The organism is Enterococcus sp. AZ188 (genome assembly GCF_050544075.1).
Taxonomy (GTDB): domain Bacteria; phylum Bacillota; class Bacilli; order Lactobacillales; family Enterococcaceae; genus Enterococcus_D; species Enterococcus_D entomosocium.
This window is the reverse complement of the sequence record NZ_CP172943.1, coordinates 1,545,026-1,557,222: the sequence shown is the minus strand read 5'-3', so window position 1 is coordinate 1,557,222 and position 12,197 is coordinate 1,545,026. Positions and strand designations below refer to the sequence as shown.

At 43.8% G+C, this 12,197-nt stretch carries 13 protein-coding genes; 7 read left to right on the top strand and 6 right to left on the bottom strand.

Annotated elements, in window-relative coordinates; translation table 11 throughout:
- Positions 1-23: 23 nt before the first annotated feature.
- The 3 genes from IGI86_RS07200 to IGI86_RS07190 all read right to left on the bottom strand — a co-directional run bounded on the left by IGI86_RS07200 (position 24) and on the right by IGI86_RS07190 (position 2,414).
- Positions 24-1,373 (bottom strand): PFL family protein, encoded by a 1,350-nt coding sequence (locus tag IGI86_RS07200; RefSeq protein WP_008381372.1) that lies wholly within the window; start codon positions 1,371-1,373, stop codon positions 24-26.
- 8 nt (positions 1,374-1,381) lie between these two features.
- Positions 1,382-1,648, bottom strand: a complete 267-nt coding sequence (locus tag IGI86_RS07195) for an ACT domain-containing protein (RefSeq protein ID WP_005236306.1) — start codon at positions 1,646-1,648, stop codon at positions 1,382-1,384.
- Positions 1,649-1,751: 103 nt separating this feature from the next.
- On the bottom strand, positions 1,752-2,414 hold the full coding sequence (locus IGI86_RS07190) for a 2,3-bisphosphoglycerate-dependent phosphoglycerate mutase (protein ID WP_008381373.1): 663 nt from the start codon (positions 2,412-2,414) through the stop codon (positions 1,752-1,754).
- Between the two features lie 393 nt (positions 2,415-2,807).
- Here IGI86_RS07190 and IGI86_RS07185 point away from each other — a divergent pair, with 393 nt between their 5' ends.
- The 3 genes from IGI86_RS07185 to IGI86_RS07175 are packed head-to-tail and all read left to right on the top strand — an operon-like array spanning position 2,808 to position 6,176.
- Positions 2,808-4,289 (top strand): ABC transporter permease subunit, encoded by a 1,482-nt coding sequence (locus IGI86_RS07185; RefSeq protein WP_430617863.1) that lies wholly within the window; start codon positions 2,808-2,810, stop codon positions 4,287-4,289.
- Complete coding sequence (locus tag IGI86_RS07180) at positions 4,282-5,004, top strand: amino acid ABC transporter ATP-binding protein (protein ID WP_005230134.1); 723 nt, start codon at positions 4,282-4,284, stop codon at positions 5,002-5,004. Before IGI86_RS07185 ends, IGI86_RS07180 begins: the two co-directional genes overlap by 8 nt.
- Positions 5,005-5,021: 17 nt before the next feature.
- A complete protein-coding gene (locus IGI86_RS07175) occupies positions 5,022-6,176 on the top strand; it encodes a pyridoxal phosphate-dependent aminotransferase (RefSeq protein WP_430617862.1) in 1,155 nt (384 codons plus the stop codon).
- A 154-nt stretch (positions 6,177-6,330) separates the two neighbouring features.
- Here the strand turns inward: IGI86_RS07175 and IGI86_RS07170 are convergent, their stop codons facing one another.
- Both IGI86_RS07170 and IGI86_RS07165 read right to left on the bottom strand, forming a co-directional pair.
- Complete coding sequence (locus tag IGI86_RS07170) at positions 6,331-7,038, bottom strand: DUF4811 domain-containing protein (protein ID WP_016613368.1); 708 nt, start codon at positions 7,036-7,038, stop codon at positions 6,331-6,333.
- The gene (locus IGI86_RS07165; protein ID WP_034872230.1) at positions 7,035-8,513 is read right to left on the bottom strand and encodes an MDR family MFS transporter; all 1,479 of its coding nucleotides are present in this window, start codon (positions 8,511-8,513) and stop codon (positions 7,035-7,037) included. The genes IGI86_RS07170 and IGI86_RS07165 overlap by 4 nt, the downstream gene beginning before the upstream one ends.
- 137 nt (positions 8,514-8,650) lie before the next feature.
- Here IGI86_RS07165 and IGI86_RS07160 point away from each other — a divergent pair, with 137 nt between their 5' ends.
- From IGI86_RS07160 to spxB, 4 genes are all read left to right on the top strand, one after another.
- Positions 8,651-9,136, top strand: coding sequence for a MerR family transcriptional regulator (locus IGI86_RS07160; RefSeq protein WP_016620848.1), 486 nt, complete (start codon positions 8,651-8,653; stop codon positions 9,134-9,136).
- Positions 9,112-9,354, top strand: coding sequence for a hypothetical protein (locus IGI86_RS07155; RefSeq protein WP_430608763.1), 243 nt, complete (start codon positions 9,112-9,114; stop codon positions 9,352-9,354). Before IGI86_RS07160 ends, IGI86_RS07155 begins: the two co-directional genes overlap by 25 nt.
- Entirely contained in the window at positions 9,312-10,004 is a 693-nt protein-coding gene (locus IGI86_RS07150) for an N-acetylmannosamine-6-phosphate 2-epimerase (RefSeq protein ID WP_218193113.1), read from the top strand. Before IGI86_RS07155 ends, IGI86_RS07150 begins: the two co-directional genes overlap by 43 nt.
- A 127-nt stretch (positions 10,005-10,131) precedes the next feature.
- Positions 10,132-11,865 (top strand): pyruvate oxidase, encoded by a 1,734-nt coding sequence (gene spxB / locus IGI86_RS07145; RefSeq protein ID WP_430617861.1) that lies wholly within the window; start codon positions 10,132-10,134, stop codon positions 11,863-11,865.
- A gap of 76 nt (positions 11,866-11,941) precedes the next feature.
- Here the strand turns inward: spxB and IGI86_RS07140 are convergent, their stop codons facing one another.
- The gene (locus tag IGI86_RS07140) at positions 11,942-12,070 is read right to left on the bottom strand and encodes a hypothetical protein (protein ID WP_005236316.1); all 129 of its coding nucleotides are present in this window, start codon (positions 12,068-12,070) and stop codon (positions 11,942-11,944) included.
- Between the last annotated feature and the right edge of the window lie 127 nt (positions 12,071-12,197).

Below are 12,197 nucleotides of genomic sequence, written 5' to 3'. Positions count from 1 at the left end.
TTTTCTTACAAAATGAACACGAGCTAGTTTTTAAATGAATGGATCGGTGCGGGAATACGGCCGCCACGCAAAATGAAATCAGTAGACTTCGCAGGATTGGTTTTCATCACTGGCGCTGTCCCTAATAACCCACCAAACTCGATGCGATCGCCGATTTCTTTGCCTTTCGCTGGAATGATTCGGACAGCTGTCGTCTTGTGGTTGATGACACCGATCGCTGCTTCATCCGCGATCATTGCGGCGATCGTCTCAGCCGAAGTATCTCCCGGAATCGCAATCATATCTAAGCCGACAGAGCAGATCGCCGTCATGGCTTCAAGTTTTTCTAAATTCAATAAACCAGCTTCTACTGCTTTGATCATTCCTGCATCTTCAGAAACGGGGATAAAAGCACCCGACAGACCACCAACATGGTTGCAGGCCATTACGCCGCCTTTTTTGACTGCATCATTTAACAATGCCAAAGCAGCTGTCGTTCCGTGGGTACCGACAGATTCTAAGCCCATTTCTTCTAAAATCAATGCCACACTATCGCCGACTGCAGGAGTTGGCGCCAGCGAAAGATCGACGATCCCGAATGGAACGCCCAAGCGCTCTGAAGCCACGCGCCCGACCAATTGCCCCATCCGCGTGATCTTGAAAGCTGTTTTTTTGACTGTTTCCGCCACGACATCAAAGGACTCGCCTTTGACTTTTTCCAAGGCACGTTTGACGACACCAGGTCCGCTGACACCGACGTTGATTTCCACATCAGCTTCACCGACCCCATGAAAAGCCCCCGCCATAAAGGGATTGTCTTCCACTGCATTCGCAAAGACGACGAGCTTCGCACAGCCCATATCTGATGCCTCAGCCGTCTTCTTGACTGTTTCTCCCATCAGACGTACTGCATCCATGTTGATCCCAGCTTTCGTTGATCCAATATTGACCGACGAACAGACAAAATTGGTTTGAGCCAAGGCTTCTGGAATCGATTCGATCAATGCAAGGTCGCCGCCTTGATAGCCTTTTTCTACTAGTGCGCTATAGCCGCCGATGAAATTTACTCCGACTTCTTGCGCCGCTCGATCCAAGGTCTTCGCAACTTTGATACAGTCTGCGGGTGTCGGCTGGCAAGCTGCCACTACGATCGCTACAGGGGTAACCGAAATCCGCTTGTTAATAATCGGAATGCCATATTCACTTTCGATCTCTTCGCCGACTTTGACAAGATCTTTCGCTTTTGTTGTAATTTTTTGAAAAATTTTCTCACAGGTACGATCAATATCGGCGTCGATACAATCCAATAATGAAATCCCCATCGTGATCGTACGAATATCTAAGTTTTCTTCTTCCACCATGCGAATGGTTTCAAGTATTTGATTTGTCTCCATAGTGCCTCCTATAATTTATGCATGGTATCAAAAATCTCTTGATTTTGAATGCTGATTTTCACACCTAATGCCTGACCTATTTGGTGAAGCTCCTCACGAACACCGTCAAAATCCTGATTGGCATCCATGTTTAAAAGCATCATCATCGTGAAGTAATCTTCCATGATCGTTTGGGACACATCTAAAATATTGATTTCTAATTCTGCTAATTTCTGGCTGACACCGGCGATGATCCCAACCTTGTCTTTTCCAATAACGGTTAATACGGCTTTCATATTCTCCCGCCTTTCATTAAATTTTTCTTATTATAGCACAACAAAACCACATTTTCGATGTAACATCAAACGAAAATGTGGTTTATTCTTTAAATGTTCGTTATTACGCCCGTTCAATCAAGTTTGCTTGGCTATCAAACTCATAAATGATCGGCTGTGCGTTAGGAATATCGATCGTATCCATGTCATCTTTGGGCACGTCCTCCAAGTATTTGACTAACGCCCGCAAACTGTTCCCATGACCAGTAATGAGAATATTCTTATGATCTTTAAGTAACGGAACCACCTGATCTTGCCAAAATGGAACCACTCGGGCCACGACCATTCCCAGATTTTCTCCCTTAGGAATCAAGCGAGGATCCAAAGAATCGTAGCGTCGATCGAAATCATTTTCCTCCACATATAAAGGCGGTTCATCATATCCTCGACGCCATTTTTGCACCTGTTCTTTTCCATATTGTGCCACCATCACATCTTTATTGACCCCAACCAGTTGCCCATAATGACGCTCGTTTAAGCGCCATGTTTTGTGTACAGGGACCCAAAGCTGATTGCTAGCTTCCAAAACGGCATCACACGTGATGATCGTTCGTTGAAGCACAGATGCAAAGGCAAAATCAAAAGTAATCCCCATTGCTTTGATCTGTTCCCCTGCTACCCATGCTTGTTGCCGGCCTTTCTCGGTCAGCGAAACATCCAGCCATCCTGTCCAATAATTTTCGAAATTTGCTTCACTTTCTCCGTGTCGAATCAATACGACCTTCATCCTACCGCCTCCTCTTCACTTTTATTATCGCAAGAAATCAAAAAAATGTCTTATGTTTCGTTTTTTTTGGCTTCTTCTGAGACCATTTTCCATTTGTTCATTCAGTGTGGTCACATTTCTTTATTATCGGTTTTTTTCAAAGTGAAAGATCGAATATATATGTTTAGAAAAAAGACGCTGTGCCTTCTTCACATTGCTCTTGGTTGGATTGCAAAAAAATTGAATAAATGGTTTTACGCTCTACAACATTTTTTGACTTTTTTTCTCTGACTTATTGACTTCAACTGATGTTATGCTATGATAGTTTCTATCACTTATATGTATTTTTATACATTTATTAGTTATTATTTGCATTTTTAATAGATGCGCAGAAAAAGTTAAAGGGGCGTTTACATGAAAAGGTTTAGTAAGGGTACTGTTTTATTAGGGATCATCACAGCATTGCTGCCGTTTTTCTTTGTCGGACAAGCACATGCAGAAGAAACTGATCCAATCTATGAAAAAGTCAAAGAAAATGGTGTATTAGTCGTGGGTTTATCTGCCGATTATGCACCTTATGAATTCCGTGCCAATGTTGACGGAAAAAATGAAATCGTGGGAATCGATATTTCCATTGCCCAAAAGATTGCAGATGACTTAGGGGTCGATCTGAAAATCGAGGAACTTGGATTTGATGCGTTGTTAGGGGCGTTAAAAACAGGCAAAATTGATGTCGTCATCTCTGGGATGGCTGCTACGGATGAGCGCCGCAAAGAAGTCAATTTCACTGACACCTATATGGAAGTCCAACAAACTGTTCTGGTTCGAGCGGAAGACGCGGATCGTTTCCAATCGACGGCTGATTTTGATGGTGTGGCTGTCGGTGCACAACGACAAACCACCCAAGAAGAGCTGGCAAATACAGAATTGACTGGCGCGACTGTCACCTCTTTGCAAAGGGTGCCTGATTTGATCACCAATCTAAAATCACGCAAAATTGATGCGATCGTGATGGAAGGTCCCGTTGCCGAAGCATATGTGACGGCGAATGATACCTTGGCATTAGCCGAAAATGTCACGTTTGAAAACGGTGTGAAGGAGACCGCCATCGCCATCTCGAAAGAAGCGCCAGTTTTACTGGAAAAACTCAATTCCTCCATTGAAACTATCATTAGTAATGATCTTTTAAGCCAATACAAAGAAGATGCCTATCGATTGATGTTTACCGAAGAAGGCACGATCGATGAAGAGCAAAGCTTTTGGGAAAAATATCTGCCTTTTTATATCACCGGAACTGGCTATACCATCTTCCTAGCCTTGGTTGGGGTATTATTCGGCTCTATCGGTGGCAGTTTGTTAGCCTTTATGAAGCTTTCTAAATCAAAAGCACTGAAAGTCATTGCCGCTGTCTATATTGAATATGTTCGAGGAACACCTTTGTTAGTACAAATATTTATTGTATACTTTGGAACAGGCGTGTTAGGCTTAGAGCTTTCGAAATTAGCTGCCGGCTGTATTGCCTTAGCACTAAACAGTGCCGCCTATGTGGCAGAAATCATTCGTGCCGGGATCAATGCCGTCAACAAAGGACAGCTGGAAGCCGCTCGTTCATTAGGAATGAATCAGATCCAAGCGATGCGCTTCATCATTTTCCCGCAAGCCATCAAAAACATCTTGCCTGCTCTAGGAAATGAATTTGTCACGGTCATTAAAGAGTCTTCGGTCGTATCGGTGATCGGTGTGTCTGAACTGATTTTCCAAACAGGCGTCGTTCAAGGGGCCAGCTTCAAACCGTTTTTACCATACGTTATCGTATCATTGATCTACTTTGTATTGACCTTCGCCCTCTCACGTCTCTTGGGTGTTGCTGAAAGGAGAATGAAAACTAGTGATTAAAGTTGAAAAATTAGTGAAAACATTTGGCGAGAATACCGTCTTAAAAGAAATCGATCTTGAAGTGACACCTGGTGAAGTCGTTGTGATCATCGGACCATCAGGAAGTGGAAAAAGTACTTTCTTACGCTGCTTGAACCTTCTTGAACAGCCGACCGGCGGGAAAATCACCTTCGAAGGCAATGATTTATTGGCAAAAGGGGTGAAAATCGATCAGATTCGTCAAAAAATGGGAATGGTTTTTCAAAGCTTCAATCTATTCCCTCATAAAACGGTGTTAGAAAATCTGACTATCAGCCCGATCAAAGTCAAACAGCAAGAGCAAGCCGCTGCCGAAGAGACAGCGAAAGGATTGCTGGAGCAAGTTGGCTTAGCTGAAAAAGCGGATAGTTACCCCTCTAGCCTTTCTGGCGGGCAGCAGCAACGGGTCGCTATTGCTAGAGCGTTGGCAATGGATCCTGATGTAATGCTCTTTGACGAACCAACATCGGCTTTGGACCCAGAAATGGTCGGAGAAGTGTTGACGGTCATGCAAGCTTTAGCAGAAAAAGGCATGACGATGGTGGTCGTTACCCACGAAATGGGCTTCGCTAAAGAAGTTGCCGATCGTGTCATCTTTATGGCTGACGGTATCATTCAAGAACAAGGAACACCCGAACAAATCTTTGAGCATCCGCAAAATGCGCGGACACAGGATTTTTTAAGCAAAGTTTTATAGAAATTGGAGATGACAAAATGAACCGTCCGTTGATTGCAGAACGTTTTTTACAACCAGAAGAAAATCTTTTAATGGAGATCGCCACTCTTGCGAAGAAAACCCCAAATTTGATTGATTTGTCGATTGGTGATCCTGATTTGATTACAGATGCGACGATCATTGAAGCAGCTTTTGCTGACGTCAAAGCGGGTCATACAAAATACACCGCTTCAGACGGTAGTGCTGATTTTATCCAAACTGTCGTTGATTTTTATCAAAAGCAATACCAGCTTACTTTTTCTCCTAGCCAAGTACGAGGAACTGTCGGTGCATTGCATGGCATGTACTTAGCTTTGGCTGCCATCATTGATCCTGGTGATGAAGTGATTATTCATGAACCATACTTTTCACCTTATAAACAACAAGTCGAACTAGTCGGTGGTGTGCCGGTCTTTATCCCGACCTTTGAAAAAGATGGCTTTCAAATCGATGTCGAGGTCTTAAAATCCGCCATCACTGAAAAAACTCGGGCGATCATCATCAATTCACCAAACAATCCTACTGGTGCTGTTTTTTCTCCAGAAACTTTTGAAAAAATCGCAGCAGTTGCCATTGAACATGACTTGCTGATCCTCTCGGATGAAGTCTATGAAGCCTTTTGCTTTGATGATACCTTTGTACCGATGGCAGCCTTCGCACCTGAGAACACCATCACATTCAGCAGTTTCTCAAAAGCCTTTGCCATGACTGGCTGGCGGATCGGCTACATGATCGCACCTGAATCGATCAATCTTACGGCAAAACTGATCAATGAGGCGATCGCCTATTCGGCACCAACCCCTTCACAACGGGCAGGTATTTACGCATTGAATCACTATGATACCCTCGTGCCGCAAGTGGTTGCTGTCTTTAAGGAACGACTGACTTACATTGAACAACGGGTTGCTGAGAGCCCATTCCTTTCCTTATCCCCTGTCAAAGGAAGCATGTATGCCTTCATCAACATTGAACAAACAGGGTTGGACTCTGTCAGCTTTGTAGAGAAATTATTAAAGGAAACCAGTGTGCTGATGATCCCTGGGAAAGCCTTTGGAGAAACGACCGGCGATGGCTATGTTCGCTTAGCTGCCACCCAATCGTTGGACTTGTTAAAAGAAGCTTTCGACCGGATTGCCGCGTGCTCATTTGAATAAAGAAAATCCCACACACTAGTAGTGAGTGGGATTTTTATTGTTGATGGACACGACCAACATTTAGCAGCTGTTTCGCTAAATCACAAGTTTCATGTAGAAAAAGGGACAGAAGAATCCGATTTGATTCTTCCATCCCATGACTATCTACTCGTTTTTACTTTTTTGCTTCTTCAAGCAGTTTTGCCATCGCTTCTTTTTGATAAGCTTCTGTCAATTCAGCGATTTTTGCTTTTTGGGCTGCCTCGTCCATAGTTGGATCAGCCATTAATGCAGCTTGCATTTTTTCTTGGACATACGCTTGTCCTTGTGTTTTCATGGTGTCCGCTTGTTCTTTCGCTAAAGAAGCCAGTTTTTTTGCTTGATCCACACTCAAGACTTCCCATGAATCTGGTAATGAGAACGTATTGGTACGGCTGACATATTGGCCATCGTTATCAGCGATTCCGAACAAGAAGCGTGATAGGTCACTTTTATAAACCCAGCGCGTCGTTTTTGTTTCTAATTGAGCTGACTCAGCCCCTGTTTCCACGACATTGGTCACTTTATCAGTACCGGTTTGTTTTGGTTCCTCTTGATCAGTATCCGTTTTATACAGGTAGATTTTTTCCGTACCATCTCCTAATGGCTGATACAATAGTAAATCAAAATTCTCATTATCGGCACTAGAAACCAGTGCTGTTGTTTTAGCAGTCGTTTCTTTTTCCATTCCAAAATGGTAAGTCAAATTGGCCATCAATGCGACGACACTTGCTACGAAGACTAGACCTAAGACCAATGATAAACCTGTTTGCCGCTTGTTTTTGGCAAAAACATTCAGTACCGCAAACCCTAACACGCTAAGAACGATCAAAAGCAAGATCATTTGTCCGCACCTCCTTCAAGAACCGTCAATCGTGGTTCTTTTTTCTTTAAGGAGAAGGCGATCAAGAAACCTAAGAAACTAAAGACCGCTGCCACATAAAAGGCGGCATGGTAGCCGGATAAAGTCGCTTCGATTGCTTGGTCTTTGTAGGCCAAAGGCGTTTTATCCAGCAAAGAATCACTTGGCAAGTTGCCTTTGGTGACGTTTGTCAAGACACTGATCAAGATAGCCGTACCAATTGAGCTGGCTACTTGACGGAAGGTATTGTTTACTGCGGTACCGTGACTGATCAGATTACCAGGCAAGGCATTCATTCCTGAAGTCGTTACTGGCATCATCACCATTGAGATCCCGAACATCCGAATCCCATAAAGAATGATGATATGCAAAATCGGTGTATCTTTTGTTAAGAAAGCAAATGGTAAGGTTGCGGCGGTCAAGATAAACATCCCGGTGATAGCTAAACGTTTTGCACCATACTTATCAAAGATCGCACCAGTGATTGGCATCATGATCCCCATGATCAACGCACCTGGTAATAACATCAATCCTGAATGGAACGCTGATTCACCACGAATGTTTTGGATATACAATGGGAGTACCATTTCAGCACCGATCATCGCCATATTCGTGACCCCTGAAAGGATCGACGCCAAGGTAAAGGTCGTTGATTTGAACACGCGCAACTCTAAGAACGGATGCTCAATGTGCAATTGACGCCATGCAAAGAAAGCAATGAAAAAGACACCGGCTGCAAGAAAACCGATTACTTCAATACTGCCCCACCCTTTGTCACCGACGCTTGAAAAGCCATAGAGCAATGTACCAAAACCAAGCGTTGATAAAATCGCTGAGAACAGATCGATTTTCGGATGCGACAATTCAATCACACTCTTCATTAGAAAGAGCGCTAAGACTAAGACTAAAACGACGATCGGAATGACCATTCCGAATAAATAACGCCAGTCATAATGATCAATGATCCAACCAGATAACGTTGGGCCTAAGGCTGGTGCCAACCCAATAACGATTCCGGACATGCCCATAGCTGAACCGCGTTTTTCTGGTGGGAAGATCGACAACATGATATTTTGCAAAAGCGGCATGGAGATCCCTACACCAGCAGCTTGCACTAAGCGGCCAATCAATAATGTAGAAAAGTTCGGTGCTGCAAAACAAGCGATCGTTCCAGCCAGGAAGATGCTCATTGCCGTTAAGTAAAGATTTCTTGAGCTGAACTTGTTGATCAGCCATGCGGTGATCGGGATCATGATCCCATTGACCAGCAAGAAACCGGTGGTTAGCCATTGGACATCAGATGCAGAGATGTCAAAGGCATCCATCAAGGTTGGAAAAGCCGTTGTTAACAATGTTTGGTTCAAAACAGTACAAAACGTACCGATCAGCAAAACCATAACCAGTAAGGAACGATTGTAAGGTTTGCCGTAGATATCTAAAGGACGACTCGTTGACATATTTCACACTCTTTTCAGTATATTTTTCATAAAACCTTCTTTACTTTAAATCTTTCCCTAACATTTGTCAACCTACTTGACATAAAAGTAAAACAAGTTACAATGTTAACAAATACCTTTACAAGAATGGAGTCCGTATGTCTCATCTTTTTCGAAAACTCGTTGATAATGAAAACTTGTTGGTCGGCATCAGCGAACTTAGCCAAATGTGTGATATCTCCCCTCGCCAATTGCGTTATTGGGAACAAAAAGGATTTATTCAATCGGTCCCACAAGAAGAAAATGCCCCACGAAAATACCGACTGCCCACGGTCGTCAAAGTGGAAATGATCAAAACGTTTTTAGATGAAGGCTTTACGTTAGCCAAGGCTGTTGAAAAAGCAGACAAAAAAATCAAGACCGCCCATCATATTCGCAAAGTGTTTTCTGGGGTTTTACAGAATTTAGAAGTCATCAATGAACGGTTTACGATCATCAGTCTGGGACCAGTAGACGAAGACGGAAAAATCCTCCATATCATTCACGATGAAGAAACAGACCGATTGCAATACGAAGTGCTGCCGGCTAATCAAACGATCGATTTTGAGAAGTTCAAGCAATGCACGTCAAAACAAGCGGAATAAAGGATTCCCTATCCTCACCTCCTAATGAAGCAAGCACCCTTGATGACGGTGCTTGCTTCTTTTTTGGTGTTCGCTTTCCTTTTAAAGAAGGTGTCGTTTCATTTACATGGAAAAAGCCTCATGATATAGTCGAAGGGAGAAACGAACCTTTAAAAGAATGGGAAGTGTCATATACATGGAAAAAGAAGTTTTTATCCAACAAATCAAGGACGGAGTGATCGTTTCTTGTCAAGCATTGCCTGGAGAACCCCTATATACCGAAAACGGCGGTGTCATGCCCCTATTGGCAAAAGCAGCTCAAGAAGCTGGTGCTGTTGGCATCCGTGCCAATTCCGTTCGCGATATTCGCGAGATCCAAGCAGCTGTTGATTTGCCGATCATCGGAATCATCAAAAAAGACTATCCACCGGAAGAACCATTTATCACAGCAACCATCAAAGAGGTACACGAATTAGCAGCTTTACATATTGCGGTGATCGCCTTGGACTGCACCTTGCGCAAACGTCATGATGGCTTGACGATCAATGCCTTTATCAAGCAAATCAAAGCTCTTTACCCCCATCAACTACTCATGGCAGATATCGCCACCTATGAGGAAGGCATCAATGCCTTTGAAGCGGGTGTCGATTTTGTTGGTACAACTTTGTCCGGCTACACGGCGAATAGTCCTACCAATGAGGAACCGGATTATCAGTTGATCCAGCAATTGGTTGCGGCGAAGGTTCCAGTAATAGCCGAAGGCAAGATCCACACCCCGGAACAAGCAAAAAAAATTCAGGATATGGGTGTGACCGGTATCGTGGTTGGTGGTGCCATCACCCGACCAAAAGAGATCGCCAGTCGATTCGTGCAAGAGCTTCGCAACTGAGTCGTTCATTTCCTAAAATAAGTCTTTCTATGCGCCTTGTGACAGAAGGCGCATTCTTTGTTGTCTTTTTGAGAAACGTTTATACTTAAAAGAGAACGAATGACAACAGAGAAAGCGAGTGAAGAAAATGACAAAAATCAATGCTGGTACAGCAATGATCAAGATTTTTGAAGCGTGGGGCATCGACCATATCTATGGAATCCCCGGTGGATCTTTCAACTCAACGATGGATGCTTTGTACCATGAACGGCAATCGGTCAAATATGTTCAAGTACGTCATGAAGAAGCGGGTGCGCTGGCAGCGGCGGCTGATGCCAAACTAACGGGAAAAGTCGGTGCGGTTTTCGGTTCTGCTGGTCCAGGTGCCACCCACTTGATCAATGGCTTATATGATGCCCAAATGGATAATGTGCCTGTCGTTGCCTTATTAGGACAAGTGGCTTCAAGTTCGATGAACTACAATGATTTTCAAGAAATGAATGAAAATCCGATGTTTGCAGATGTCAGTATTTACAATCGCACGGTCATGTCCCCTGAAAGTTTGCCCCACGTGGTGGATGAAGCCATTAAAGCCGCCTATAAATTTAAAGGCGTTGCTGTAGTAACGATCCCGGTCGATTACGGGTTTGCAGAAATCGACGAACAGGAGATTGCAACCGCCAAAAATCATAAGACGGGTGTTCTCCAGCCGGATGAAGACGATTTACGAGCTGCCCTTTCTTATTTTGAACAAGCAAAAAAACCTGTCCTTTATATCGGACAAGGTCTCTTTGGTCATTTTGATGCCATCGATGCTTTCTCGAAGCATTTCTCAATGCCTGTAGCGGCTTCTGTCTTAGCCAAAGGCATCGTGCCTGATCTTTATGAAAACTTTCTTGGATTTGCCGGACGGGTTGCGACAAAACCAGCCAATGAAGCTTTGGCAGAAGCTGATCTCATCGTTTTTGTCGGCAGTGACTTCCCTTTTGGACGCCGCTTTTTCAATCCTGATGCCAACTTTGTCCAAGTTGATATCGACGCCTCGAAATTTGGTCGTCGTCATCAGACGGATGTCTCCGTTTTAGGAGATGGTGCGACCGCTCTTAGAAAATGGACAGAGATGGCAGCCCCTCGTCCTGCAGATGCCTGGATAAAAGCCAATCAAGAAAACGCTCGGAATTGGCATGCATGGCGCCATAGTTTTGACCATGATGCGCAAGAACCTTTGCGTCCTGAACCTGTCTATCGAGAAATCAACCGTATCGCAGCTCCTGATGCCCTGTTTGTCACAGATGTTGGTAATGTGACGATCCACAGTATCCGTCATTTAGAAATGACGGGTGAACAGCGTTTCACAACGTCTGGCTGGTTTGCGACAATGGGCAATGGTGTACCTGGTGGGATCGCCGCTCAATTGAGCTATCCGAATTGCCAAGTATTTACCTTTAGTGGGGATGGCGGTTTTGCGATGCAAATGCAAGACATCCTTACTCAAGTGAAATATGATTTGCCAATCATCAACGTGGTCTTTTCCAATGACTCATTCGGCTTCATCGAAGCGGAGCAAGAAGATACCGAGCAAACCAAGTTCGGTGTGCAACTAGCCGGTGCTGATTTTGGTAAAGTTGGGGAAGCATTAGGTGCGAAAGGCTTCACGGTAACGAAGGAAGAAGAATTAGCATCCGTCTTTACACAAGCTAAAGAAAGCCACGGCCCCGTCGTGATCGATGTCAAGATCGCTAACGAACGACCTCTTCCCGTCGAAGAATTGAAACTGGATCCTAAACGCTTCAGTGCTGAAGAAATCGCAACGTTTAAAGCAAAATACCAAGTCCATGATCTGCCAGCTTTGAGTGAGTTGTACGTGAATTCTGAGGAATAAAAAAAAGAGAGAAAGACAGCAACCCTGTCCTTTTCTCTTTTTTTAATCGCTCATTTCGTATTAATAATCCATCGCCTTACTTATTATAAATTTTCGGGCCTTTACGCATGTTTTTCCGATCATTTTTTGGGGATTCCATCTTTTTTGAACGTCCGCCGCCTTGTTTTTTCTTGATTAGTTCTAACATTTTTTCTTTTTGATCCATCGATTCCACCTCTATTTCTTAGCAATACGATCTGTCGGTTGAAAAGAAGTGTTCCTGACTTCTTTTATGTTTGCGAACAACTACTTTATTTCGATTGGGTTAGAAAACAAACGCTGCCTATTTTCGT

What these genes read in the sequence shown, in the direction of transcription:
- IGI86_RS07200 (WP_008381372.1), bottom strand. Translation starts at nt 1,373, where the DNA reads ATGGAGACAAATCAAATACTTGAAACCATTCGCATGGTGGAAGAAGAA.
- IGI86_RS07195 (WP_005236306.1), bottom strand. Translation starts at nt 1,648, where the DNA reads ATGAAAGCCGTATTAACCGTTATTGGAAAAGACAAGGTTGGGATCATC.
- IGI86_RS07190 (WP_008381373.1), bottom strand. Translation starts at nt 2,414, where the DNA reads ATGAAGGTCGTATTGATTCGACACGGAGAAAGTGAAGCAAATTTCGAA.
- IGI86_RS07185 (WP_430617863.1), top strand. Translation starts at nt 2,808, where the DNA reads ATGAAAAGGTTTAGTAAGGGTACTGTTTTATTAGGGATCATCACAGCA.
- IGI86_RS07175 (WP_430617862.1), top strand. Translation starts at nt 5,022, where the DNA reads ATGAACCGTCCGTTGATTGCAGAACGTTTTTTACAACCAGAAGAAAAT.
- IGI86_RS07170 (WP_016613368.1), bottom strand. Translation starts at nt 7,038, where the DNA reads ATGATCTTGCTTTTGATCGTTCTTAGCGTGTTAGGGTTTGCGGTACTG.
- IGI86_RS07165 (WP_034872230.1), bottom strand. Translation starts at nt 8,513, where the DNA reads ATGTCAACGAGTCGTCCTTTAGATATCTACGGCAAACCTTACAATCGT.
- IGI86_RS07160 (WP_016620848.1), top strand. Translation starts at nt 8,651, where the DNA reads ATGTCTCATCTTTTTCGAAAACTCGTTGATAATGAAAACTTGTTGGTC.
- IGI86_RS07155 (WP_430608763.1), top strand. Translation starts at nt 9,112, where the DNA reads ATGCACGTCAAAACAAGCGGAATAAAGGATTCCCTATCCTCACCTCCT.
- IGI86_RS07150 (WP_218193113.1), top strand. Translation starts at nt 9,312, where the DNA reads ATGGAAAAAGAAGTTTTTATCCAACAAATCAAGGACGGAGTGATCGTT.
- spxB (WP_430617861.1), top strand. Translation starts at nt 10,132, where the DNA reads ATGACAAAAATCAATGCTGGTACAGCAATGATCAAGATTTTTGAAGCG.
- IGI86_RS07140 (WP_005236316.1), bottom strand. Translation starts at nt 12,070, where the DNA reads ATGGATCAAAAAGAAAAAATGTTAGAACTAATCAAGAAAAAACAAGGC.